This is a genomic window from Stenotrophomonas sp. STEN020 (assembly GCF_056760195.1).
Genome location: NZ_JBRREI010000063.1, coordinates 1 through 23,318 on the forward strand (window position 1 = coordinate 1; position 23,318 = coordinate 23,318).

18 protein-coding genes and 1 pseudogene are annotated in these 23,318 nt (G+C 64.6%); 8 read left to right on the forward strand and 11 right to left on the reverse strand.

The window, feature by feature from the left end:
• Positions 1-115: 115 nt before the first annotated feature.
• Together ACVOLZ_RS19285 and ACVOLZ_RS19290 are read right to left on the reverse strand one after the other, a co-directional pair.
• Positions 116-1,948 (reverse strand): ABC transporter ATP-binding protein, encoded by a 1,833-nt coding sequence (locus ACVOLZ_RS19285; protein WP_481517535.1) that lies wholly within the window; start codon positions 1,946-1,948, stop codon positions 116-118.
• 193 nt (positions 1,949-2,141) lie between these two features.
• The gene (locus ACVOLZ_RS19290) at positions 2,142-3,683 is read right to left on the reverse strand and encodes a serine hydrolase (RefSeq protein ID WP_481517549.1); all 1,542 of its coding nucleotides are present in this window, start codon (positions 3,681-3,683) and stop codon (positions 2,142-2,144) included.
• Positions 3,684-3,822: 139 nt separating this feature from the next.
• Between ACVOLZ_RS19290 and ACVOLZ_RS19295 the strand changes: the two are divergent.
• The 3 genes and pseudogenes from ACVOLZ_RS19295 to ACVOLZ_RS19305 form a co-directional block, all read left to right on the forward strand.
• Positions 3,823-4,236, forward strand: a pseudogene (locus tag ACVOLZ_RS19295) (VOC family protein); the annotation flags it as partial.
• Positions 4,237-4,647: 411 nt separating this feature from the next.
• Complete coding sequence (locus ACVOLZ_RS19300) at positions 4,648-5,475, forward strand: DUF72 domain-containing protein (RefSeq protein ID WP_481517550.1); 828 nt, start codon at positions 4,648-4,650, stop codon at positions 5,473-5,475.
• Between the two features lie 46 nt (positions 5,476-5,521).
• Entirely contained in the window at positions 5,522-6,433 is a 912-nt protein-coding gene (locus ACVOLZ_RS19305) for a DMT family transporter (RefSeq protein WP_481517536.1), read from the forward strand.
• 521 nt (positions 6,434-6,954) lie between these two features.
• Here ACVOLZ_RS19305 and ACVOLZ_RS19310 read toward each other — a convergent pair.
• From ACVOLZ_RS19310 to ACVOLZ_RS19325, 4 genes are all read right to left on the reverse strand, one after another.
• The gene (locus tag ACVOLZ_RS19310; protein ID WP_481517537.1) at positions 6,955-8,019 is read right to left on the reverse strand and encodes a GGDEF domain-containing protein; all 1,065 of its coding nucleotides are present in this window, start codon (positions 8,017-8,019) and stop codon (positions 6,955-6,957) included.
• 81 nt (positions 8,020-8,100) lie between these two features.
• On the reverse strand, positions 8,101-8,823 hold the full coding sequence (locus tag ACVOLZ_RS19315; protein ID WP_481517538.1) for a pseudouridine synthase: 723 nt from the start codon (positions 8,821-8,823) through the stop codon (positions 8,101-8,103).
• 54 nt (positions 8,824-8,877) lie between these two features.
• Positions 8,878-10,503 (reverse strand): GGDEF domain-containing protein, encoded by a 1,626-nt coding sequence (locus ACVOLZ_RS19320; protein WP_481517539.1) that lies wholly within the window; start codon positions 10,501-10,503, stop codon positions 8,878-8,880.
• Between the two features lie 240 nt (positions 10,504-10,743).
• Entirely contained in the window at positions 10,744-12,717 is a 1,974-nt protein-coding gene (locus tag ACVOLZ_RS19325) for a DEAD/DEAH box helicase (RefSeq protein WP_481517540.1), read from the reverse strand.
• 195 nt (positions 12,718-12,912) lie between these two features.
• On the opposite strand from ACVOLZ_RS19325, the gene ACVOLZ_RS19330 reads away from it, so the two are divergent.
• Positions 12,913-13,176 (forward strand): RNA-binding S4 domain-containing protein, encoded by a 264-nt coding sequence (locus ACVOLZ_RS19330; RefSeq protein WP_481517551.1) that lies wholly within the window; start codon positions 12,913-12,915, stop codon positions 13,174-13,176.
• Positions 13,177-13,363: 187 nt separating this feature from the next.
• Here the strand turns inward: ACVOLZ_RS19330 and ubiM are convergent, their stop codons facing one another.
• The 3 genes from ubiM to ACVOLZ_RS19345 form a co-directional block, all read right to left on the reverse strand.
• Positions 13,364-14,542, reverse strand: coding sequence for a 5-demethoxyubiquinol-8 5-hydroxylase UbiM (gene ubiM / locus ACVOLZ_RS19335; RefSeq protein ID WP_481517552.1), 1,179 nt, complete (start codon positions 14,540-14,542; stop codon positions 13,364-13,366).
• 145 nt (positions 14,543-14,687) lie between these two features.
• The gene (locus ACVOLZ_RS19340) at positions 14,688-15,242 is read right to left on the reverse strand and encodes a DUF4019 domain-containing protein (protein ID WP_481517541.1); all 555 of its coding nucleotides are present in this window, start codon (positions 15,240-15,242) and stop codon (positions 14,688-14,690) included.
• 79 nt (positions 15,243-15,321) lie between these two features.
• Positions 15,322-16,491 carry a COG3904 family protein gene (locus ACVOLZ_RS19345; RefSeq protein WP_481517542.1) on the reverse strand — a complete coding sequence of 390 codons (1,170 nt, stop codon included), beginning with the start codon at positions 16,489-16,491 and terminating at the stop codon, positions 15,322-15,324.
• 165 nt (positions 16,492-16,656) lie between these two features.
• Between ACVOLZ_RS19345 and ACVOLZ_RS19350 the strand changes: the two genes are divergently transcribed.
• From ACVOLZ_RS19350 to ACVOLZ_RS19360, 3 genes are all read left to right on the forward strand, one after another.
• Positions 16,657-18,147 carry a DNA-3-methyladenine glycosylase 2 family protein gene (locus ACVOLZ_RS19350; RefSeq protein WP_481517543.1) on the forward strand — a complete coding sequence of 497 codons (1,491 nt, stop codon included), beginning with the start codon at positions 16,657-16,659 and terminating at the stop codon, positions 18,145-18,147.
• Positions 18,144-18,656 (forward strand): methylated-DNA--[protein]-cysteine S-methyltransferase, encoded by a 513-nt coding sequence (locus ACVOLZ_RS19355; RefSeq protein WP_481517544.1) that lies wholly within the window; start codon positions 18,144-18,146, stop codon positions 18,654-18,656. Before ACVOLZ_RS19350 ends, ACVOLZ_RS19355 begins: the two co-directional genes overlap by 4 nt.
• Positions 18,657-18,769: 113 nt before the next feature.
• Positions 18,770-20,017: an alkaline phosphatase family protein gene (locus tag ACVOLZ_RS19360; RefSeq protein WP_481517545.1), complete on the forward strand. Its 1,248-nt coding sequence runs from the start codon at positions 18,770-18,772 to the stop codon at positions 20,015-20,017.
• Positions 20,018-20,125: 108 nt separating this feature from the next.
• On the opposite strand, the gene ACVOLZ_RS19365 is transcribed toward ACVOLZ_RS19360, so the two are convergent.
• Positions 20,126-20,305 carry a 30S ribosomal protein THX gene (locus ACVOLZ_RS19365; RefSeq protein ID WP_481517546.1) on the reverse strand — a complete coding sequence of 60 codons (180 nt, stop codon included), beginning with the start codon at positions 20,303-20,305 and terminating at the stop codon, positions 20,126-20,128.
• A 105-nt stretch (positions 20,306-20,410) separates the two neighbouring features.
• Positions 20,411-20,827 (reverse strand): MerC domain-containing protein, encoded by a 417-nt coding sequence (locus ACVOLZ_RS19370; protein WP_481517547.1) that lies wholly within the window; start codon positions 20,825-20,827, stop codon positions 20,411-20,413.
• A 138-nt stretch (positions 20,828-20,965) separates the two neighbouring features.
• Here ACVOLZ_RS19370 and ACVOLZ_RS19375 point away from each other — a divergent pair, with 138 nt between their 5' ends.
• The gene (locus ACVOLZ_RS19375; RefSeq protein WP_481517548.1) at positions 20,966-23,170 is read left to right on the forward strand and encodes a TonB-dependent receptor; all 2,205 of its coding nucleotides are present in this window, start codon (positions 20,966-20,968) and stop codon (positions 23,168-23,170) included.
• Positions 23,171-23,318: the final 148 nt, after the last annotated feature.

The following is a 23,318-nucleotide window of genomic DNA, read 5'->3' on the forward strand; positions in this document are numbered from 1 at the left end:
TTGTGTGTTGGGGTGTGGTTTCGTTGTGTGGTCGGGTGGTTTTGGGTGGTGTTGGCGCGTTTGCGCGCCCCCGTCCGCCCCCCCCCCCACTACAGCAGGTCCGCTACCCTGGGCATCAGCCCTCGGCGGCCACAAAGCCGCCGGTCTGCCGCGCCCATAGCCGCGCATACAACCCGCCTGCGGCAACCAACTCCGCATGTGTGCCGGTCTCAACGATGCGGCCCTGATCCATCACCACCAACCGGTCCATGCGCGCGATGGTCGACAGGCGGTGGGCAATGGCGATAACGGTCTTGTCACCCATCAGCTCATCGAGGCTGTCCTGGATCGCCGCCTCAACCTCTGAATCCAACGCCGATGTTGCCTCGTCGAGGATCAGGATCGGTGCGTCCTTCAACAACACCCGGGCGATGGCGATGCGTTGGCGCTGTCCGCCGGAAAGCTTCACGCCGCGCTCGCCAACATGGGCGTCGTAGCCTTGCCGGCCCTGTCCGTCGACCAATGAATCAATGAAACCTTCGGCGCGGGCCTTGGCCACGGCGGCGCGCAGCTGCTCCTCGCTGGCATCCGGACGGCCGTACAGCAGATTGTCGCGGATCGAACGATGCAGCAGCGAGGTGTCCTGGGTAACCACGCCAATATTCGCGCGCAGGCTGTCCTGGGTGACGTGGGCGATGTCCTGTCCATCAATCAGGATCCTGCCACTCTCCAGGTCGTACAGCCGCAGCAACACATTGACCAGGGTGGACTTGCCGGCGCCCGACGGCCCGACCAGGCCGATCTTCTCGCCCGGCTTCACCGCCAGGTTCAAACCAGCCATCACCCCGCCGCGCTTGCCGTAATGGAAGTGCACGTTCTGGAAATCCACCGCGCCGGCAGTGACAACCAGCGGTTTGGCATCGGCCGCGTCCTGCACGGTCAAGGGCTGGGCGATGGTTTCCATGCCGTCCTGCACCGTGCCGATGTCCTCGAAGATGCCGTTGATGGTCCACATGATCCAGCCAGACATATTGTGAATTCGGATCACCAATCCAGTCGCCAAGGTGATTGCCCCGACGCTGATCAGGCTGTCCTGCCATAGCCACAAGGCCAGCGCGCAGGTGCCTACGATCAGGAAGCCGTTGAGGATGGCGATTACCATCTCCAGCCCAGTGGTGATCCGGGTCTGCGCGCGGTGTTTCTCGGCCAGCTCCTGGATGGCCTCGGCGACATAGCGCTGCTCATGGCCGCTATGTGCGAACAATTTGAGCGTGGCGATATTGGTATAGCCGTCAACGATGCGGCCCATCGCCCGCGAGCGCGCGTCCGACGCAATCCAGGCGCGGTGCTTCATGCGCGGCACGAAGTACACACCGATGCCGACATAGGCCACCAGCCAGATCGCCAACGGCAGCATCAAACGCCAATCCACCTGCGCAAACAGATATAGCGCGGTGCCGGTATAAACCACGATGTACCACAGCGAATCCACCATCTGCACCGCAGACTCGCGCAGAGAGGTGCCGGTCTGCATCACCCGGTTGGCGACGCTACCGGCAAAATCATTCTGGAAGAAACTCAGGCTCTGCCGCACCACATGGTTGTGCATCAGCCAGCGCGAACGGTTGCTCAGGCCCGGCACGATGGATTGGTTGACCAGCAGGTTGTGCAGGGCTACCAGCAGCGGACGCGCAAGCAGAGTGATGCCAGCCATCCACAGCAGTTCGCTGGCATGGCGCTGGAAGAAGCCGTTGCCTGGGCCATCGGCAAGCATGTCGACGATGCGGCCGAGGAAGTCGAACATCGCCACTTCCACCAAGGCCAGTAACAGGCCAGCGATCAGCGTCGCCAACAGCACCGGCCATACCGGGCGCAGGTAGTGCAGATAGAAGCGCACCACGCCGCGCGGCGGCGTACGGGTGTCGACCGGTGGGAAAACGGGAATCAGGGATTCGAACCAGCGCAGCATCGCCACGGCCTGTAAAACCAGAACAGGCCGCGATTGTCCCATCGCGGCCTGTGTTGTGTCTGTCTAGGCGATGTGGATCTGTCTGGTTGTGGGAGCGGCGTCAGCCGCGAAGCTGACATCGTTTCCACACCCCTGAGCAACTGCAAACTGATGATCCATCTGCTTCGCGGCTCACGCCGCTCCAACTATCCCGTCAATCCGCCTTCGGCTTCAGCAGCAGGTCCTGGAAGTCGAAGCTGAAATCCGTCAGCGAGGACACCGCCTGCATCCGCACCTCACGCACCTTGCCATCCGGGTCGAGGCTGAAGTTGACGAAGGCATCGGCGTTGAGCGAGCGGTTGTCCCAGCGCACGATGAAGGTGTCGTGCTGCCAGTGCTCCATCGTACCCACCAGATCAGCCGTCGCACCGAAACGCAGGCGCAGCTTGCCGCCCTGCCGCTCGACGAACACATCGCCGTACCAAGCATCGCGATACGTGCCCGCATAGCCGGACAGCGGCAGTGACGGTTTGCTCTTGGCGTCGCGCGCAGCCACATGCTTGTCCCAGCCTTCGTCAGCATTGCCCTGCGCCTTGGCGACGCCAGCGGCATACGCGGCCACCCAGTCATTGCCCTGCGCGCCGAGCATGGCATCGAGCACGCTCATGGTGATCGCATTGAAGGCGGCACCGGATTCCTGGTTGGTCAACACCACCACGCCAAGGTTCTGCTCCGGCACCAAAGTCAGACGCGACACCTGCCCCGGCCAGCCGCCGGTGTGCCACACCAGCTTCTGCCCACGGTAATCACTCAGGCTCCAGCCTTCGCCGTAACCGGCGAAGTTCGGTCGTGCCGGCGCCAGCTCAGGCACCGAAGGCTTGGGCACCACCTGCGGGATCTGCATCTGCCACATCTGCTGCTGGGTCTTCTCGGTGAACAGCGGCGTGCCATCGGCGAGCTTGCCTTCGGCCAGCTGCACATTCATCCACTTGGCCAGGTCATGCACGCTGGAATAGATGCCACCGGCACCAGCGTTGTTGGACCAGGTCAGCGGCGGCACTGGCCGCAGATCCTTGAAATCGAATTTGGCATGGCCGACTGCAGCCTTGTCGCCCGGTTGCAGATGGTCGGCGTTGTAGCGCGTTCCACTCATGCCAACCTTGTTGAAGATGCGCTGCTGCAGGAAGTCGGCAAATGACTGCCCGGACACTTTCTCGATCACCTGCTGGGCAACCGCGTACAGGATGTTGTCGTAGGCGTAACGATCACGGAAGCCGTTCTTCAACGGCACCTGCGCCAGCCGCGCCACCACTTCCGCATTGCTGTAGCGGGTAGTCGGCCAGAACAGCAGGTCGCCCGCGCCCAGGCTCAGTCCGCTGCGGTGCGAGAGCAGGTCGCGGATGCGCATCTCGCCGGTGACGTAGGGATCGGACATGCGGAACGACGGCAGGTGGTCGACCACCCGGTCATCCATCTTCAGCTTGCCCTCTTCGGCCAGCAGGTTCAGCGAGGTGGCGGTGAAGGCTTTGGTATTGGAAGCAATGGCGAACAAGGTGTCGGCCTGCACCGGCTCGGGCTTGCCAAGTTCGCGCAGGCCCCAGCCGCGCTCCAGGATCACCTTGCCATCCTTGACCACGGCCACGGCCACGCCCGGCACATCGAACTGCTGGCGCACGCGCTCGACCGTGGCATCCAGCTGCTGCAGTTCGGTCGGCACTGCTTCCTGTGCGGAGGCCATCGGTGCTGCCACGCCCATCGCGAGCACCAGCCCGCTTCCCAACCAACTATTCAAAGTACGCTCCTGTGTGGATCGGTGCCAGCGCTGCGCTGGCCTTCTCGCGATGGTAACGCGCGCACGCCCACTCTCGCCTTTCCACAGCTGCCCACACGCGACCATGGATCTCGCCGCCCGCACCACCGCCACCATCATTCCCTGCCTGCGCTACCGCGATGCGCCAGCCGCCATCGAGTGGCTGTGCACGGCGTTCGGCTTCCAGCGTCACGCCGTGTATCAGGAAGGCAACGTGGTGCATCACGCACAGCTGGTGTTCGGCAACGGCATGATCATGCTCGGCTCGGTGCAGCCCAGTGAATGGGGCAGCAACATGATCCAGCCCGACGAAGTCGGCGGCATGGAAACGCAAAGCGCCTGCGTCATCGTCAGCGACGCCGATGCGCACTACGCGCAGGCCAAGGCCGCCGGCGCCGAGATCGTCATCGACATCGCCGACCAGGACTACGGCGGCCGCGGCTATGCCTGCCGCGACCCGGAGGGCCACCTGTGGTGGTTTGGCAGCTATGACCCGTGGGCACCCAGCGTGTTTTTGGGGGGGGGGGGGGGGGGGGGGGCGGACCCCCCAAGCGGGGGGGGGCGGCGGGGGGGGGGGGGGGGGGGGGGGGGGGGGGGGGGGGGGGGCCGGCCCCCGCGCTGGGTGGCTGTTGGGGTGGTGTGCTCTTCTTGCGCGGCTCCCCCCGCGTGGTGGGCGGGCGCCCCCCCCCCCCCCCTACGCTCCCTCCCTTTGGCCGGAGGCCAAGGGGAGGGTTGGGGAGGGGTAAGCTCTTTGCGGACTGATGCAGTGCTGGCATCGCGACTCATCCGGTTCCGTTGGCAGATGGTTTACTGGGAAAGCCTCTGCCGAGCATGGCTCGGCACTACCTTGTGCGGTTACATTGCTGGCTTAGCGGCATACACCGCACCCACAAAACATCGGGGCTTGGCTTTGAACGATCTGTTTGCGAGCGCGCCGCATACGCCCGGTGCGCATATCGGTATCGGCGGCTGGACCTACGCGCCATGGCGCGGTGGCACCTTCTATCCGGTCGGGCTGGTGCAGCGCCGTGAGCTGGAATTCGCCAGCCAGCAGCTGACCAGCATCGAGATCAACGGCACTTACTACGGCGCGCAAAAACCGCATATCTATGCCGCTTGGCACGATGCCACGCCGGAGGGCTTCGTGTTCTCGGCCAAGGCGCCCAAGCGCATTGTCACAGCACGCAAACTTGCCAGCACTGGCGGCCAGATTGAGGACTTCATCGATGGCATCGGCCATCTCAGTGATCGCCTCGGGCCGCTGCTATGGCAATTCGAAACCGGGCGCTCCTTGGACCGCGACGATCTAGCCGCTTTCCTGCAATTGCTGCCACAGCGGGTCAACGGCCGCCGCCAGCGGCACGCGCTGGAGGTACGTGATCCCGACTGCTTCGATGCCGAACTGGTGGCGCTGATCCGCCAGCACGGCATCGCGCTGGTCTATACGGACTCAGCCGCCTATCCCAACGCTGCCGATCTGTCCGGCGACTTCGTCTATGCGCGCCTGATGGGCAGCCGCGACGAACACGCGACCGGCTATCCGGTCAGTGAACTCGAACAATGGGCCGAACGGGTCCGGCGCTGGCGCAAGGGCGAAGACGTGGCCGAGCTGCCGCATCTGGCCGCGCCGGTTGCAGCGGCCGCACCGCGCGAGGTTTTCCTCTACTTCATCAGCGCAGCCAAGCACCGCAACCCGTCGGCAGCACGCGAACTGCAGCGCTTGATCGACACAAACTGAAGCCAGCAGCACGGCGCTGCCGATCCGCATCGGCGACAATATACCGATGCCAACCGACGACACCCGCAAAGCCCTGCTGCAGATCCATTTCTGCGTTCTGTTATGGGGCGTTACCGCCATCCTTGGCAAGCTGATCACCCTGTCCGCGTTGCCACTGGTGTGGTGGCGCATGCTGCTGGTGGTGGCGATGCTGGCGCTGCTGCCGCGGGTCTGGCGCGGGCTGTCGGGCTTGAACCTGCGGCTGGTGCTGGGCTATGCCGGTATCGGCGCACTGGTGGCGCTGCACTGGCTCACCTTCTATGGCGCAGTGAAGCTGGCCAATGCCTCGGTGGCGGCCACCTGCATCGCGCTGGCGCCGGTATTCACCTCCATCATCGAACCGTGGATCGCGCGCCGTCCGTTCCAGATGCGCGAATTGGCACTGGGCGTGGTGGTGCTGCCGGGTGTCGCGCTGGTGGTTGGCGGCGTGCCCGATGGCATGCGTCTGGGCGTAGCGGTAGGTGCCGCATCCGCGTTGCTGGTTGCCCTCTTCGGTTCGCTCAACAAGCGCATGGTCGGCCACGCCGATCCGCTGACCGTCACTGCGGTGGAACTGGGCGCAGGCACCTTGACCCTGACCCTGTTGGCCCCGGCACTTCCGTTCCTGCTACCCGCCTTGGCCAGCGATCTGTGGGTGCTGCCCAACCTGCACGATGGCCTGTTACTGCTGGCCCTGTCCGGCCTGTGCACGTTGCTGCCATTTGCCTTGGCCCTGGTCGCACTAAGGCACTTGAGCGCCTACACCACGCAGTTGGTGACCAATCTGGAACCGGTCTACGCGATCGTGCTGGCGATGCTGTTCCTCGGCGAACAGCATGAGCTGACGCCACAGTTCTATCTAGGCGTGGCGATCATTCTCGGCGGTGTGTTCCTGCACCCACTGCTCAACCGTTTTCGACCGGCCGCAGCAAACGCCTGATCGGCTGTTGAGCCCAGGTAGGCGCAGCGCGCCCGAAGCCAGCTCTGGACAGGATTCGTCAGGGGCGGAATCCTGATGGAGTTGCTGTTGCCCTCAGCTTGTCATTCCCGCGAAAGCGGGAATCGCTCTGGCTAGTGCTGTTGCCCTAGCTCGTCATTCCCGCGAAGGCGGGAATCGCTCTGGCTTTTGCTTCCGTTTCTGCTTTTGCCCTTGTTCTGCTTCGTCTCGTCTCGCACGGTCGTAGTAGACAGTGCCAAGACAAAGCGCGAGCAAAGGCAAGTGCCAGAGCGATTCCCGCCTTCGCGGGAATGACGAGCAAGGACTAAGAGCCGAAGAGCCAAACTCAAAGCCAAAACCAAAGCCAAAACCAAAGCCAAAGTCAAAGCCAAAGCCAAAGCCAAAACCAAAACGCCATATGTCGGGTGGAAGAAGCCCCCTCCTTCGGAAAGCGACGCCTGCGCCGCTACCTGCTTCCCGGGTGCGCTGCGCTTATCCGGGCTATGGGGCTACAGCGCCCCGGCTCAATTCGCCACAACCACCCGATCACGGCCCTCGGCCTTGGCCTGGTAGAGCGCTGCATCAGCACGGCGCAGGGTTTCGCCCGGGGCTTCGCCGGCGCGGTGCACGGCCAGGCCGATGCTGACCGAAATCGGCAGGCCGATCGGCAGCAGGCCCACCGATTCGCGCAGGTATTCGCATTGCAGCTCGGCTTGTTGCAGCGGCGTATCCGGCATCAGGATCACGAATTCCTCACCGCCATAACGCGCGGCCATGCCACGCGCGGCGAACTGCGACTTCAGCAACGTGGCGAGCTCGGTGAGCACCCGATCACCTTCGTTGTGGCCATGGATGTCGTTGACCAGCTTGAAGTGGTCGATATCGACGATGGCTACCGCCGGCGGCACCCCACCTGCGCGCCCAATCGCTTCCGAGAGCGCAGCAGACAGGGCGCGGCGATTGGGTAAGCCGGTCAGCGGATCAGTACGGGTCTGCTCGGACAGCTCAAGATTGAGCTGCTCCAATTGCTGGTAGTACTCGAGCAGATGCGCCTCGTACCAATCGTGCTCGGCCTGGTGATGATCGATCTCGATCCGCAGCAGGCGCATCTCCATCATCCGGCTGACCTGCCGCGACAGCGCGCGCAGCGCCTCGGCCTGCGGCGTGCCCAACTGCGCCGGCATCGAGTCGAACACGCACAGCGACCCCAGTGCATAGCCATCGCTGCTGAGCAGCGGTGCACCCGCGTAGAAACGGATATGTGGATCGCCCAACACCGATGGGTTGCCGCTGAAACGCTGATCCTGGCGGGCGTCGGCCACCACAGTCAGCTCCTGCGGCTTGAGGATGGTGTACGCGCAGAATGCCTCGTCGCGCGGGGTCTGCTCGCCATCCAGTCCCTGCAGCGATTTGAACCATTGGCGGTCGCGATCAATCAAGGTCACCGCCCCCATCGGCGTGCCGCAGATGGTGCGGGCGATGGTCACCAGGTCGTCGAACTCCTGCTCGCGTGCGGTATCCAGCACCCGGTAGCGCTGCAGCGCGGCGATACGTTCGGTTTCATTCGCAGGCAGGGCGGGCTTGATCATGCACGAGTCCAAAGCGGCAGGATGGAGAGCGCTGCAGAGTCTAGCGGCTCACCGCGCACGGCGCGGTGAGCGTGTCACATTTCACCACTGTTGCTGTTGCGGCAACAGACCATGCAGCTCCTGCTCGCTCAGGTTGCGCCACTGGCCCGGCTTGAGTGCACCGATCTTGACGTTGTCGATACGCACGCGACGCAGCTGGTTGACGCGGTAACCGAACTCGGACGCCATCAGGCGGATCTGCCGGTTCAAGCCCTGCTCCAGGATGATGCGGAAGCCGTACTTGCCGATGCGGCTGGTGCGGCATGGCAGTGTGGTCTCGTTGCGGATGCGCACGCCCCGCGCCATGCCACGCAGGAACTCGTCGGTGACTGGCTTGTTGACCGCCACCAGATACTCTTTCTGATGGCCGTTCTCGGCACGCAGGATCTGGTTGACGATGTCGCCGTTGCTGGTCAGCAGGATCAGTCCTTCCGAATCCTTGTCCAGACGGCCGATCGGGAAGATGCGCTGCTCATGGCCGACGAACTCGATGATGTTGTCCTTGACCGCGCTCTCGGTAGTGCAGGTGATGCCCACCGGCTTGTTCAGCACGATATAGACATGGCGACGGCCGGTGCTCTTCTGCACCGCACGGGCGCGCAGCGGCTGGCCGTCAACCTTGACCTCGTCACCTTCTCCCACGACCGCACCAGTACCGGCGACGATGCCGTTGACGGTGACGCGACGGGCGGAGAGCAGGCGGTCGGCCTCACGGCGCGAACAGAAGCCGGTTTCGGCAATGTGCTTGTTGATTCGAATTGTCATGAGCGAATTATCCGCCATCGCCCGCGGCCGGAACAGCACGGCCGAATGGCTTGTTCAGGGCACTTCCTGAATATCGCGCGCATCCACCACCTGGTCGCGACCGCTGCGCTTGGCCTGGTACATGGCATTGTCGGCCCGCCGCAGCAGCCCGGCCACGTCATTGTCGCGGTATTGCAGCTCGGCAAGACCAATACTGGCGGTGACCACCAAGCCTTCATGCTTGAGCCCACACGCCTGCACGGTGACCTTTTCACGCAGCTGCTCCAGTCGCGGCCGCGCCGCATCGGCGCCAATTCCCGGCAACAGGATCAGGAACTCTTCGCCGCCCATGCGGATCACGTCGCTGCGGCTGCGTACGCCGGTCAACAAGGTACTGGCCACCGATATCAGCACCTGGTCGCCGCCATCGTGGCCATAGTTGTCGTTGATCTGCTTGAACAGATCGATGTCCAGGAAACCAATCGATAGCGGCAGCCCACCAGCCTTGGCCTCGCGCAGATAGTGGTCGAGCTGGCGCAGGCCAGCGCGGCGATTCGGCAGGCCGGTCAAGGTGTCGGTATCGGCAAGCTCACGCATCTCATCGCGTTGCTGGCGCAGCTGACTGAGGCTGCGATTGAGGGAGTAAGCCGCCATCATCAGGAACCAGGTAACCGAGACCTGGATCGCCTCGACCCGGAATTCCACCAGCAGGCGGTTGTCCATCAGGTCGGCCAGCGCCATCACCAACAGCGGAATCACCGCCACCAGCCCATCCAGCGCCTGGAAGTTACGCCGTCGCAACGCAACGATGGCAATCCCTACAGAGGTCAGGCAGATAAGCGTGAACAGGTCGTCCAGCACCACCGCCATCCACGCCAACAGCGGCCAAGGCATGAACGGTGCAGCTACCGCGACCAGCCCCAGCACGATCATCAGCCCCTGCATCCAGCGCCGCGAGCCGCGCAGCACACGACGACCACCGCACATCCGCCACAGCACCCAGCCCATCACTGCGTAGCTGAGCGCTGATACCGAGACCATCCATACCGGCGCGTGACCATCCACCGGCAGCCACGGCTCGGGATAGCCACTGAGTCCACTCAGCACCGCCTGCCACACCACCAACAGCCCGCAGACCAGGGTATAGATCAGGAAATCACGCCCGCGCGTGGTGGCGAAGCCCATCAATGCGGACAAGGCCAAGGCCAGCGCGATCGCCACGCAGGCGGTGCGTACCACCAGCCGCAAGGTGTCCTGCTGCTGCAGCGGGCTGGGCGCGGCCAGGTGCACCGTGGGAATCCAGCGCGGCTTCAGCGGCGACTCCCAAGCCACCCGGATCGGTTCTACCGTGCCCTGCTTGGGCACCACAACCAGGCCGACGCCAGCTCGGAAGCGTGAGTCGCGGGTGCGGGCATCCTGCATATCGCCGCAGACCTGGCGGTCGCCGTGGACAATCATCACCTCACCGGCAAACACATTGAATACGCCCACGCCTTGCGGCGCACCGGACCAACCGCCTTCCGGCGCGGCAATTTCAATGGCAGGGCGCATCCGCGCCAAGGCTTCGGCACTGCAGGCACGCAAAGGCGCCTGCTCAGCCGTTGCGGCACCGGCAATCAGAAAGTCACGGTCCACCTGCAGCGGCTGGGCGGCGCCCAGCAACGGCCACAACGTGAAGAACGCCGACAGCAACAGGAGCACGACCCATCCACGCCTCGCCCCGCCAGCAACTGCCGCTCCCCCCTCTGCCATGAGCCTCCCTCTCGCGTTCCCCGACGCGGATAAGCGGCATTATCGCAATAACCCGCCGCCAGCAGTACGTGAAGACGGTCGCGGCTTGAACTTGTCGTCCCATCCGGTCCTGCCAGGCCGACAAACGGTCAAAAACAGACAACCCCGGCATTGCCGGGGTTGTCTGGTCACGCGCTTGGACTGCCTGGATCAGTAGTTGCGCGGGCCGCGCGGCTTGAAGCCACCCGGACGCGAACCACCAGGACCACCCGGACGCGGGCCGCGCGGGCCACCCGGACGCGGACCGCCCGGCTTGCCGTCGCCCTTGTCGAAGCGCGGCTTGAACGACGGCGCAGGAGTGCCGTGGTCCTCACCCGCCTCTACCTTGCGCATCTGCAACTGCTGGCCCGACACCCACACCTTCTTCAGGTGCTGCAGCACGTCGGTCGGCATATCGGCCGGCAGATCCAGCACCGAGTGACCGTCGTGGATGTCGATACGGCCGATGAAACGGCTTTCCAGACCGGCTTCGTTGGCGATGGCGCCAACGATGTTGGCCGGCTTCACGCCATGGGTATGACCGACTTCAATGCGGTAGGTCTCCATGCCGAACTCCGGCGCGCTGCGCGGCGGCATTTCGCGACGCGGACGCGACTCGAAATCACCTTCGCCACGCGGCGGGCGCGGTGCGCGCTCGCCGTCGTCATGACGCGGTGCACGCTCGAAGCGCGGTTCGAAACGGGCCGGGCGGTCGCCACGGTCACCGCGCTCGTCACGGCGGTGGAAGCCACCGTCACGGGCCGGACGCTCATTGCGGTCATTGCGCTCGAACGACGGCTCGCGGCGCTCACGCACCGGCGGGCTCAGCAGGAACGGCGAATCACCCTGCAGCAGTTTGGCCAGCGCTGCAGCGATATCAATGGCCGGCACGTTGTGCTCGCCTTCGTAGCGCTGCAGCAGGTCACGGTAGAAATCCATGTCGCCGGCAGCCAAGGTCTGGCTGATGCGCTCCATGAACTTGGTCACGCGGTGGTCATTGACCGCATCCACCGTCGGCAGCTGCATTTCTTCGATCGGCTGGCGGGTAGCGCGCTCGATCTGGCGCAGCATGCCCTTCTCACGCGGGGTCACGAACAGGATCGCCTCACCGCTGCGGCCGGCACGGCCGGTACGGCCAATACGGTGCACATAGCTTTCGGTGTCGTACGGGATGTCGTAGTTCAGCACGTGGCTGATGCGCTCCACGTCCAGACCACGGGCAGCCACGTCAGTGGCAACCAGGATGTCGAGCTTGCCTTCCTTCAGCATGGCGATGGTGCGCTCACGCTGGGCCTGCTGCATGTCGCCATTGATGGCGGCAGCGGCCAGACCACGCGCCTGCAGCTTGCTGGCAAGCTCCTCGGTGCCGGCCTTGGTACGCGCGAAGATGATCATCGCGTCGAAGGGCTCCACTTCCAGAATGCGGGTCAGCGCGTCCAGCTTGTGCATGCCAGCCACCCACCAGTAACGCTGGCGGATATTGGCCGAGGTGGTGGTCTTGGACTGGATGGTCACTTCCACCGGCTCACGCAGATAGGTCTGCGCGATGCGGCGGATCTGCTGCGGCATGGTGGCCGAGAACAGCGCGACCTGACGGCTTTCCGGCAGCTTCTTGAGCACGGCTTCGACGTCGTCGATGAAGCCCATGCGCAGCATTTCGTCGGCTTCGTCGAGCACCAGCGTCTTCAGCTCGGACAGGTCCAGGGTGCCGCGATCGAGGTGATCGATCACGCGGCCCGGGGTGCCGACCACGACGTGCACGCCGCGGCGCAGGGCCTGCAGCTGCTGGGCATACGGCTGGCCGCCGTACACCGGCAGCACGCGGAAACCCGGCATCGACGCCGAATAGGTCTGGAACGCCTCGGCAACCTGGATGGCCAGCTCGCGGGTCGGGGCCAGCACCAGCACCTGCGGCTTGGTGGCGGAAAGATTGATGTTGGACAGCACCGGCAGCGCGAAGGCGCCGGTCTTGCCGGTGCCGGTCTGCGCCTGGCCGAGCACGTCGCGGCCTTCCAGCATGGCCGGAATGGTGGCAGCCTGGATCGGCGACGGGGTCTCGTAACCGACTTCGGCCACTGCCTTCATCACAGGCTCGGATAGGCCGAGATCTGCAAACAGCAGCGGCGCGGGGGTATCTTGGGACATGGTAACTCCGGGGGCACCGCCGCGAACGGGCGGGCGAAAAGACGCATATTGTGCGCTCTAAACAGCTCTGCTGTCGCGCATGGCTTGATTTGCGTTCAGCTTACGAACACAACCGGCCGCCGCTTGGCCCCTGTTGGAGCACCCGCACGGGTCGCCGATGACGCACAATAGCACTCGTTTTTATCCGTGAACACCATGCAGACCATCGAATTTGAACTTGACCGCGATTACGTGGAACTGAAGCAGCTGCTGAAACTGGCCGACCTGGTCACCAGCGGCGGCGAGGCAAAAATGATCATTGCCGACGGCCAGGTCACCGTGGATGGCGTGGTGGAGCTGCGTAAGGCATGCAAGATCCGCGGCGGCCAGCAGGTAACGCTGGGCGATGTCCAGATCAACGTACTTGCCGATCCGGACCCGAACCGCGCCGAAGAATACGACGAAGACGAAGACGAGTGACGTAGTGCCGAGCCATGCTCGGCAAGAGGCTTTCCCGGCGCCCGTCAGCGCCGCAGCGTTTGTAGGAGCGGCGTAAGCCGCGAAGCTCACGCCCTGTCCGGCATCGCACCCTCGCCTGCCACCTACATCGGCTTCGCGGCTTACGCCGCTCCCACAAACCAGCTTCCCAGCTTTCCGCCCCCCCCGGCTACGCGCGCGCCTGGGTCAGATGCCCTGCAATCAACTTCCTGAACGGAACCACGCCCTGCGCCGCCCGCAAGGCCGCGCCGCGCAGCAAACGCGCAGGCAGCCGGCTGTCGTTGTAGAGCCCGGCAATGGCATTGGTGGCCTCGTACAGCGGCCGTGTCGCCAGCCGGTGCCCACGCTGGTAACTGGCCAGCAAGCCATCCGCGCCGATATCGGCACCGCCACGAACCGCATCCAACAGCAACCGCGCCAGCCGTTGCTGACTGTGCAGGCCAAAATTGAAGCCGTGCGCGGTGACCGGATGCATGCCGACCGCGGCATCGCCGATCAAGGCATAACGTTTACCGACAAAGCGGTGCGCATACACCCCCACCAGCGGATAGGCATGACGCGTCCCTACCGGGGTCATCGCGCCCAGGCGCTGTTCGAAGAAGCCGCTGACTGTACGACCGAAGTCAGCCTCCTCCAACGCCAACAACTGCTGCAGCTGCTGCGGCGGCATGGTGATCACTGCCGAGGCCTGATTGCCCGGCAAGGGCAGCATCGCCAAGGTACGTTCGTAACCGAACCATTCCCAGGCGGCGTGCTCATGCGACCGCTCGCACTGCATCCTGCAAACCAGCATGGACTTGCCGAAGTCACGCATCTGCGCGCCGATCCCCATCATCCGCCGGGTCGCCGAAAAGCGGCTGTCGGCGGCGACCACCAGCTGCGCACTCAGCTGACTGCCGTCACTCAAGCTGACCGTGCTGTACGCCTCACCGGCGTCAATCGCAGTGACCGAACGTCCATCCAACAGCTCCAGCCCGGCCTGGCCCTGCACTGCCTCCCAGGCGGCACGCCGGATCAGGTGGTTCGGAATGAGCCAGCCGAGCTCATCGACACCCTCGCCCTGCGCGGCGAAACCCAACGCGAACGGCGAGCTGCCATTCATTACCTTGGCACTGCGCAACGGCGAGATCTCGGCCGGATCGATGCGCTGCCACAGGCCCATGCTGCGCATGATCTGCCGCGAGGCATGGGTCAGCGCGATTTCGCGGCCGTCGAAAGCCGGCTCGGCAAGCGCCGCCTGCGGCTGTTGTTCAACCAGCGCCAGTGACAGGCCACTACCAGCCAGACTCCGGGCCAGACTCAAGCCGGCCGGGCCAGCTCCCACCACCACCACATCCACCTTGCGCATGTGCCACTCCGATAGGCCTACCGCAGGCAGGGTAAGCAGGCCGATGTAAGGATTCATTGATCCAGATCAGCTACCCGGCAATCAGCGCGCAAACACGACGGGCGCCCTGCGGCGCCCGTGTGCCATGCCTACGATGTGATGGCGCTTAGTTGGCCGAGGCCGCACGCACGCTATAGCCGGAGGCGCGCCACACCTTGTCCTCGTCCAGACGGAACGAGACCAGCTCGCGTACCGGCTGCGCATTGTTGGCAAAGCGGGTCGGGAAACTGACGTTCAAGTAGATGCCTTCTGGCACCGAGGCACCGGCCGGGTATTGCACGCGGGTGATCGATGGCTTGCCACGCGATACCAGTGCACCCAGCTTGGCGCGGTCGGCGTTGACGTTGTTGGCGAACACATCACGGGTCACTGCCTTGCGCGCGACCGCCGAGGCACCGTCCCAGACCGAGGCCGCCTGCTGGCCGTCCACCAACTGCGCAACCCGCTGCGCCGCAGCAGTCATCTCCGCATCCTGCTTGGCCACCTGCGCCTGCTGCGCTGCACTGAGCGCTGGCGCCGGCCGTGCAGCTGCTGGCGCCGCTGCGGGGGCGGCCGGGGTAGCAGCACGCGCTGGGGCTGGGGCCGCAGCGGGCGCCTGCGCGAAAGCGCCTGTAGCCGGCACGGCCAAGGACAACACCATCAACAAACAACTGGATCGCATAGCTCTCTCCATGACGCTTTCAGTTGAACGGAATGCCAATCCAATCACGGTTTTCAGCGTTCCGCATCCTCCCCCCTGTTCATTTCCGTGTGCCAGATGCACCTACCTGCGCGTTGACGGTCGCCGCGGGCGCGGGTGCGCTCGCCGCCGCCGGAGCAGCAAATGCGGCCGCGGCACCGGTCGGGATGGTGGTCGGCATTGGCTCCAGCATCGCGGTATCGATCTCCGACAGCGGGCTTTCCTCCGGGCAGACCTCATCCGGGAAGCCGAACTGCTCCTTCAAGGCCTGACCGCAGCTGTTCACCGCTTCCAGGCCCGCACCCACCGTCTTGCAGTCACGGTCGAAAGCGATCAGGAAGGCATCCTTGCGGCGTACGAAATCATCGCCGCATTTGCGCATCTGCTTGATGCGTTCCAGGTCGTCCTGCACCGCGTTGGTGCCGTCCAAGCCGTACTGTTTGAGCTCTTCGCTGGTCAGCACCCGCAGGCTGCGGTTGGGCACGGTCATCATCAGGTCGGCCACACCCACCGCCACGCCGTTGCGCTGCAGATAGTCCTTCACATTGTCGTAGACCTCGTGCAGCTCCTTGTTCAACTCCGCGCGCGAACTGGCGCTGGAGCTGATCCGCATCATCCGGTGGATGCCAACCTTGCCGGAGATCAAGCGGTTGTCGCCGGCCGCCAGCACGAACACGCAGGCGCTGTGGCAGACCGAGCCTTCGCGCACCCAGATGGTCCAGCCCGACTCGCCGATGCTGTCGCCAGCGACGATCGCCGCTTCGACCTGGCCGCCACTGGAATCGAGGTCGAGGATGCGCCGGCTGATCTTCATCGCGTCGGCCACTACCGCCAAGCGCGTCACCATCGCTGCGAACGAGGGATTGATCTTGCCGGCGTAGCGCACCCGCAGCAGGCCTCGCTCTTTGCAGGGCTCAAGTGCCGCATCCATGCTGGAGCGGTCAAACGCGGCCAGCTCGGTGCCATCGCCGTTCTCGCCGGCATAGTCGGTGCCGCAACTGACCCAGGCCTTGCCGTTCTCCAACACCAGCTCGGGCCAGGGCTTGTCCTTGGCCGGCAGCACCGGCGCTGGCGGGGTCGGCGCATCGGCGGCATTGATCGACACCATGTGGTCGCCATCAGCGGCCAGTGCGGTAGCAGGGTCAACCACGGGCTTTTTATCGCCGGCCTGCGGATTGCAGGCCAACAGCCCGATACACAACAACGGCGACCAGCAGAACTTGGGCAACATGGAGAGCAATCAGGTCCGTACTACGGCGCAACCGCGCCAGGAAGGTGGACAGTCTAGTGCGCAACGCCCTCCCTGCCTCAACGCCCAATGAATCAACACAGCGTCGCGCGCATTGATGTCCGAAAATGGCCAGTAGAGGCCACCGGCTGCGCCTAGACTGGGGCCATGCAGAACCTCCTGATGCCCGCCCATGTGCAATGCGAACAAGCCCGCCTGGCCCGCGATGCGCGCTTTGACGGCCTGTTCTTCACTGCCGTGCGCAGCACCGGCATCTATTGCCGGCCGGTCTGCCCGGCACCGCCACCCAAGCCCGAGAACGTCAGTTACTACCCCAGCGCCGCTGCCGCCAGCGCCGCCGGCTACCGTCCCTGCCTGCGCTGCCGTCCCGAGCTATCTCCGGACGACGCCAACCTGCTGCAGGACCAGACCCTGCATCAGGCACTTGCCCTACTCAATGAAGGCATCCTGCAGGAGCAGCCCGCGACCGTGCTGGCCGAGGCGATGGGGATCAGCGCGCGCCAGTTGCAGCGTCTGTTCGTGGCCAAACTTGGCGCCACGCCGGCACAGCTGCACACCACCCGCCGCCTGTTGCTGGCCAAGCAGCTGCTGACCGAAACCGCGCTACCGGTAACCCAGGTCGCACTGGCGGCGGGCTTCAACAGCCTCCGCCGCTTCAACAGCGCCTTCCTCGAAGGCTGCGGCATGCCGCCGAGCGCGCTGCGCAAGCAGCATGGCGCGGTCGCTGGCGGTGAGCCGGTGCTGCGACTGGCTTACCGGCCGCCGCTGGACTTCCCTTTGATGTTGGCGTTCCTGCGCCGTCGCTCGTTGCCGGGCATCGAATACATCGATGAAAGCAGCTACCAGCGCGTGGTCGTCGCCAATGGCGTGGCCAGCCTGATCCGGGTCACCGCAGATCCCAAGCGGCCGGAACTGCGCCTGCAACTGGGCACCACCGATCCCCGCGCGATTCCCGCCATCGTGGCCAAGGTGCGCCGTGTCTTCGACCTGGATGCCGACCTGCGCACCGTCCATGCCACCTTGGGCCAGGAACCCCTGCTCGCGCGCGGCATCACCGAGCGGCCGGGCCTGCGCATCCCCGGCGGCTGGGATGGCTTTGAAGTCGCAGCGCGCGCCGTACTCGGCCAGCAGGTCAGCGTCGCCGCGGCGACCACGCTGGCGCGGCGTCTGGTCGATCGCTTCGGCGAGCACCTGCCTGGCATGCAGGAAGGCCTGGACCGGCAGTTCCCGGCGCCGGCAACGTTGGTCGACGCGGAGCTGGAGAGCATCGGCCTGCCGCGCACCCGTGCTGCCACCCTGCGTGCGATTGCCCGCGCCTGCGCCGAAGGCAGACTGGATTTCAGCCGCGCACAAACGCTGGAGAGCTTCGTGCAGAAGGCCACTGCGCTGCCCGGTATCGGCCCATGGACCGCGCATTACATGGCACTGCGGGCGATGGGCCTTCCCGATGCATTCCCTGCCGGCGACCTGGTGCTGCAGCAGGTGCTGGGCGAAGACCAGCGCCTGAGCGAACGCGAGACCGAGCGCCGCTCACAGCTCTGGCGACCATGGCGCGCCTATGCGGTGCTGCATCTGTGGCATCTGGCGGTACCAACCGAGAAAAAGAATTCCAAGCCTGTTACGGAGGCCAGCGCATGAACACCCTCTATTACGACCGTTTCGACAGCCCCATCGGCGCACTGACTGTCGCCGTCGATCAGGTCGGCGTACGCCACATCCTGTTCGCCGAAAACCGCCACGACGCCAAGGGCCGCGAGCACTGGCAGCGTGACCCGGATGCGGTCGCAGAGCCACGCCGCCAACTGTTGGAGTACCTGCGCGGTGAGCGCCACGAGTTCCAGCTGGAGCTTGCGCCGGTCGGCACCGAATTCCAGTTGCAGGTCTGGCACACGCTGGCGCAGATTCCTTTTGGCGCGACCTGGAGCTACCGGCAGCTGGCCGAGCGCATTGGTCGTCCTACCGCTACACGTGCAGTCGGTGCTGCCAATGGCCGCAATCCATTGCCCATCGTGCTGCCTTGTCATCGGGTGATCGGCAACAACGGCGCGCTGACCGGCTTCGGTGGCGGACTACCGACCAAGGCGGCGCTGTTGAAACTGGAGGGCGTGCCCAGCGAGGGTGCGCGGGTGGCGGATCTATTTGCCTGAGCCTGGTTGCTCCCTGGTGCGCTTTGCCTACCCGGGCTACAGGGTCGATCAGCCCCAAGCAACATGCCGAAGGTTGTATTTGTACGGTCACCGGCCCGGCCTATCATTGCCGCATGACTTTTCTACGCATTTCGGCCACTGCACTGGCCTGCGCGCTGCTCGCTGCTTGCGCCAGCACCCCCTCCCCCGTCGCCGCACCGGAAGTTCCGCCCACCGTATTGATGATTTCCATCGACGGCCTGCGCGCGGACAAGCTCAGTGAAGCAGACACTCCCAACCTGATGCGACTTGCCCGCGAGGGCGTGCGCAGCGTTGGCATGCGTCCATCCTACCCAGCACTCACCTTCCCCAATCACTACACCCTGGTCACCGGCCTGCGTCCGGACCATCACGGGCTGGTGCACAACGCGATGAGCGCCGATGCGCTTGGTGAGTTCAAGGTCAGTGACCGCTCCGCCGTGCAGAACGCTGCCTGGTGGGACGGCGGCGAGCCAATCTGGGTCAGCGTGCGCAAGGCCGGGTTCAAGAGTGCCACCTGGTCCTGGCCGGGCAGCGAAGCGCCGGTGCGCGGCCTGCATGCCAATCAATGGCACATGTACGACGAGCGCGTGCCGCTGCCCGAGCGGATGAATCAGGTGCTGGCCTGGCTGCACGGCGAACCGGACGCGATCAAGCCGCGCTTCGTTGCCGCCTACATGGAGCACGTTGACAAGGCCGGCCATGGTCACGGCCCGGATTCGCCCGAGTACAAAGCAGCTCTACAGCAGGTCGATGCCGCCGTCGGCCAACTGGTCGATGGCATGCGCCGCGACGGCCTGCTCGATCACACCAACGTGATTGTCGTTTCCGATCACGGCATGGCAACGGTCAAGTTCGGCAATGCGGTGGCGATTGAGGACATGGTGCCGGCCGATGTCGCCAAGGTGGTGTCGGTGGGTCAATCAGTAGGCTTCGCACCGCTGCCGGGCAAGCAGGCCGATGCGGAAAAGGCGCTGCTCGGCGAGCACGCGCATTACCAGTGCTGGAACAAGGCGCAGCTGCCAACGCGCTGGCACTACGGCAGCAACCCGCGCGTGCCGGCCATCATCTGCCAGATGCAGGAGGGCTGGGATGCATTGACTCGCAACGACATCGCAAAGCGCCTGCCAGGCGACCGCGGCTCGCATGGTTACGACCCTGCGTTGCCTTCGATGCAGGCGGTATTCGTCGCACGTGGCCCGGCCTTCGCACAGGGCAAGCAGCTCACCGCCTTCGACAACGTCGACGTCTATCCCTTGCTTACCCTCCTGATCGGCATCCCGGCCCAGCCCAACGATGGCGACCCGCACGCACTGGACCAGGCATTACGCCAATCGAAGTGAGGTGGCCCGGGCGCGCTAAGCACGCCCGCGAACGAAGCCCGCCCCAAGCAACAGACACAAAAAAAGCGGCGCAACGCGCCGCTTTTCTGTAACCACTGCCTGGCTGGATCAGCCGGCCTTGGCGACGGTCTTCTTGGCAACAGCCTTCTTGGCGGCAGCCTTGGCGACGGTCTTCTTGGCGACCGGCGCAGCTGCGCCCACGGCCACCTTGCTCACGTGCGAACGCGAAATGCCGTAGCTGGCGTTGTAGCGCTTGCCCTTGGCGGTCTTACGGTCACCCTTACCCATGTCGTCAACTCCTTGGTTTGTAATCAGTTACCCCGTGCAAGCACGGGTTTGGCGAGGCCACAACAGGCGCCCTCGCGCATGGACAAGAAGCCTACCATGCGCCCCTCAATGTGCGCAGCTGGCGTCGTGGATATGCACGTGGTTCAAGCGCAAATTGGCCACATGCGCCAGACCCACCAGCACGCCGCCCAAGGTCATCACCACCGCATGCGGAATACGTGAGTGGTGCAGCTCCGGGTGCAACAAGCCCGCCCACAACAGCAACAGGCCCGGCACCAGCAGCAACAAGGCCATCAACGCTCGATGGCGCAGATAACCCCAGATAAGACTGAACAGACCCAGCACGGTCACGAAGATGACGATGGTGGCTTCCACCCCATCACTGAGCCAGAACGACAACCCCAAGGCCGGTGCCACCGCCAGCAAGGCCGGCAACAACGCGCAGTGCACCGCACAGATCAGGGATCCGGTCGCGCCAAAACGATCGAGGAATTTGCGTAGTCCGGTAGGTGGGGTGGGCATGACTTCCAGCAGGGGCGACGGAACGTTATGGAATAATATAACATTATTGTCCTCCCCGCCCTAACCGCCTGCGCCAGTCCACTGCCGCCTCCGGTTCAGACTGCCACCCAAGTGATACACAGTAACAAAGGAATCCTCATGCCCTTCCCCCGTCGCACCGAGCATCACCTGCTGTTCCTCGCCCTTGCCGCCGCCCTGCCTGCCGTCGCCAGTGCCGCCAGTGCCGCCGATGACGACGCCGGGCAGAGCCATCACCTGACCGAACTGACTGCAGTAAAGGTCACCGCCTCGCCGCTGCAGGGTTCGGCCGAATCGTTGGCGCGTCCGGTTGAGGTCTTGGCCGGTGCTGATCTGGATGAGCACAAAGCCGGCACCCTCGGCGACACCGTGGCCAAACTGCCCGGCGTGCAGAGCACCTTCTTCGGGCCCGGCGTGGGCCGCCCGATCATCCGTGGCCAGGAAGGCCCGCGCGTGGCCGTGGTCGCCAATGGCATCGGCAACATGGATGCCTCCACGGTCAGCGCCGACCACGCCTCCAGCATCGAACCGTTCCTGGCCGACCAGATCGAAGTACTGAAAGGCCCGGCCACCCTGCTGTTCGGCAGCGGTGCGATCGGCGGCGCGGTGAATGTGGTCGACGGCCGCATCGCCAGCGACGTACCGGATCGCCCGCTAAGCGGTCGCGCCGAACTGCGCGGCAACTCGGTCAACCAGGAACGCAGCGGCATGTTCCGCCTCGACGGCGTCAGCGGTGGCAATGTTGTGCTGCATGTGGACGGTCTGGTGCGCAACGGCGATGACTATCGCATTCCCGGCTATGCGATCGACCCGCACGCCCTGGATGCCGATGGCCACGACGACCATGCGGATCTGGAAGGCGAACTCGGCCCACGTGGCCGCCTTGAGAACAGTTCCACCCGCACCCGCGCCGGTGGCGTAGGCGCCACCTGGCTGGGCGACAAGGCCTTCCTCGGCGCATCGCTGAGCACCTACCGCAGCAACTACGGCATTCCCAATGGCGCCCACGTCCATGCTGATGATGATCACGGTCACGACCATGACGACCATGACCACGCGGAAGAAGAAGGCGGCGAGCACGACGTGCGCATCGACATGGTGCAGAACCGGTTTGAACTGAAGGGTGGTCTGTACAACCCGACCTCGTTCCTGAAGAGCCTCACCCTGCACGGCGGCTACACCGACTACGAGCACACCGAGCTCGAAGCCGGCACGCCTTCCACCCGCTTCACCAACAAGGGCTTCGAAGGCCGCCTGGAAGCCGTGCAACAACCGCTGGCCGGCTGGGACGGCGCATTCGGCCTGCAGTTCGGCAGCAGCGACTTCGGCGCCATCGGCGAAGAAGCCTTCGTACCGGGCACCACCACCGACACCATTGGCGCATTCGTGCTGCAGGAAAAGCAGTTCGGCCCATTCAAGCTGGAGCTTGGCACACGCCATGATCAGGTCAAGCTTGATCCGAACGACGCCCAGCGCAGCCGCAGCTTTGGTGCCACCAACCTGTCGGCCTCCGGCATCTGGGCCTTGAACGACACCTTCGACCTGCGCTTTGGCGTGGACGCCTCCGAGCGTGCGCCAACCAACGAAGAGCTGTACGCCGCCGGCGCGCACATCGCCACCCGCTCGCTGGAAATCGGCAACGCCAACATGGACACCGAGCGCGGCCGTCGCATGGAGCTGGGCCTGCATGCACACAACGAGCGTATCGACGTACAGGCCGCGATCTACCAGACCAAGTTCAAGGACTTCATCTACCTGGCCGACACCGGCGTGGTCGAAGCAGGCCTGCCGGTGCGTGCCTGGACGCAGAACGATGCAACGTTCAAGGGTGCCGAAGCCGAGGCCACCTGGCACATGCTTGAAAACGTCGCCGGCGACTGGGATCTGCGCGTGTTCGGCGACTACGTGAAGGCCAAGCTGGATGGCAGTGGCACCCGCAATGTCGCCATTGCCGTGCCGCATGGCGATCATGCCCACAACTACAACGTCGAGCTGGCCAACGGCGGCTACCTGCCGCGCATCGCACCAGCCCGTGTTGGCGCCGACCTGCATTGGTCGCTGGGTGGCTGGCGTGCCTCGCTGGGCGCTGTGCGTTATGGCAGCCAGAAGGATGTTGCTGTGAATGAAGAAGCCAGTGCCGGTTACACGCTGGTGGATGCACACCTTGCCTACCGCTGGGACCGCAATGGCAGCAGCAGCTACGAAGTGTTCTTTGACGGCAGCAACCTGACCAATCGTGAGGCGCGTCCGCATACCTCGCTGCTGCGGGATTACTCGCCGCTGCCAGGCCGTGGTGTGGCGTTTGGTATCCGCGCCTGGTTCTAAGCGATTGGGTTAGGCAATGGCTCAGAGCTGTTGCTTTGAGCTGTTGCTTTGAGCTGTTGCTTTGAGCTGTTGCTTTGAGCTGTTGCTTTGAGCTGTTGCTTTGAGCTGTTGCTTTGAGCTGTTGCTTTGAGCTGTTGCTTTGAGCTGT

What these genes read in the sequence shown, in the direction of transcription:
- ACVOLZ_RS19285 (WP_481517535.1), bottom strand. Translation starts at nt 1,948, where the DNA reads ATGCTGCGCTGGTTCGAATCCCTGATTCCCGTTTTCCCACCGGTCGAC.
- ACVOLZ_RS19290 (WP_481517549.1), bottom strand. Translation starts at nt 3,683, where the DNA reads ATGGGCGTGGCAGCACCGATGGCCTCCGCACAGGAAGCAGTGCCGACC.
- ACVOLZ_RS19305 (WP_481517536.1), top strand. Translation starts at nt 5,522, where the DNA reads ATGCCAACCGACGACACCCGCAAAGCCCTGCTGCAGATCCATTTCTGC.
- ACVOLZ_RS19310 (WP_481517537.1), bottom strand. Translation starts at nt 8,019, where the DNA reads ATGATCAAGCCCGCCCTGCCTGCGAATGAAACCGAACGTATCGCCGCG.
- ACVOLZ_RS19315 (WP_481517538.1), bottom strand. Translation starts at nt 8,823, where the DNA reads ATGACAATTCGAATCAACAAGCACATTGCCGAAACCGGCTTCTGTTCG.
- ACVOLZ_RS19325 (WP_481517540.1), bottom strand. Translation starts at nt 12,717, where the DNA reads ATGTCCCAAGATACCCCCGCGCCGCTGCTGTTTGCAGATCTCGGCCTA.
- ACVOLZ_RS19330 (WP_481517551.1), top strand. Translation starts at nt 12,913, where the DNA reads ATGCAGACCATCGAATTTGAACTTGACCGCGATTACGTGGAACTGAAG.
- ubiM (WP_481517552.1), bottom strand. Translation starts at nt 14,542, where the DNA reads ATGCGCAAGGTGGATGTGGTGGTGGTGGGAGCTGGCCCGGCCGGCTTG.
- ACVOLZ_RS19340 (WP_481517541.1), bottom strand. Translation starts at nt 15,242, where the DNA reads ATGCGATCCAGTTGTTTGTTGATGGTGTTGTCCTTGGCCGTGCCGGCT.
- ACVOLZ_RS19345 (WP_481517542.1), bottom strand. Translation starts at nt 16,491, where the DNA reads ATGTTGCCCAAGTTCTGCTGGTCGCCGTTGTTGTGTATCGGGCTGTTG.
- ACVOLZ_RS19350 (WP_481517543.1), top strand. Translation starts at nt 16,657, where the DNA reads ATGCAGAACCTCCTGATGCCCGCCCATGTGCAATGCGAACAAGCCCGC.
- ACVOLZ_RS19355 (WP_481517544.1), top strand. Translation starts at nt 18,144, where the DNA reads ATGAACACCCTCTATTACGACCGTTTCGACAGCCCCATCGGCGCACTG.
- ACVOLZ_RS19360 (WP_481517545.1), top strand. Translation starts at nt 18,770, where the DNA reads ATGACTTTTCTACGCATTTCGGCCACTGCACTGGCCTGCGCGCTGCTC.
- ACVOLZ_RS19365 (WP_481517546.1), bottom strand. Translation starts at nt 20,305, where the DNA reads ATGGGTAAGGGTGACCGTAAGACCGCCAAGGGCAAGCGCTACAACGCC.
- ACVOLZ_RS19370 (WP_481517547.1), bottom strand. Translation starts at nt 20,827, where the DNA reads ATGCCCACCCCACCTACCGGACTACGCAAATTCCTCGATCGTTTTGGC.
- ACVOLZ_RS19375 (WP_481517548.1), top strand. Translation starts at nt 20,966, where the DNA reads ATGCCCTTCCCCCGTCGCACCGAGCATCACCTGCTGTTCCTCGCCCTT.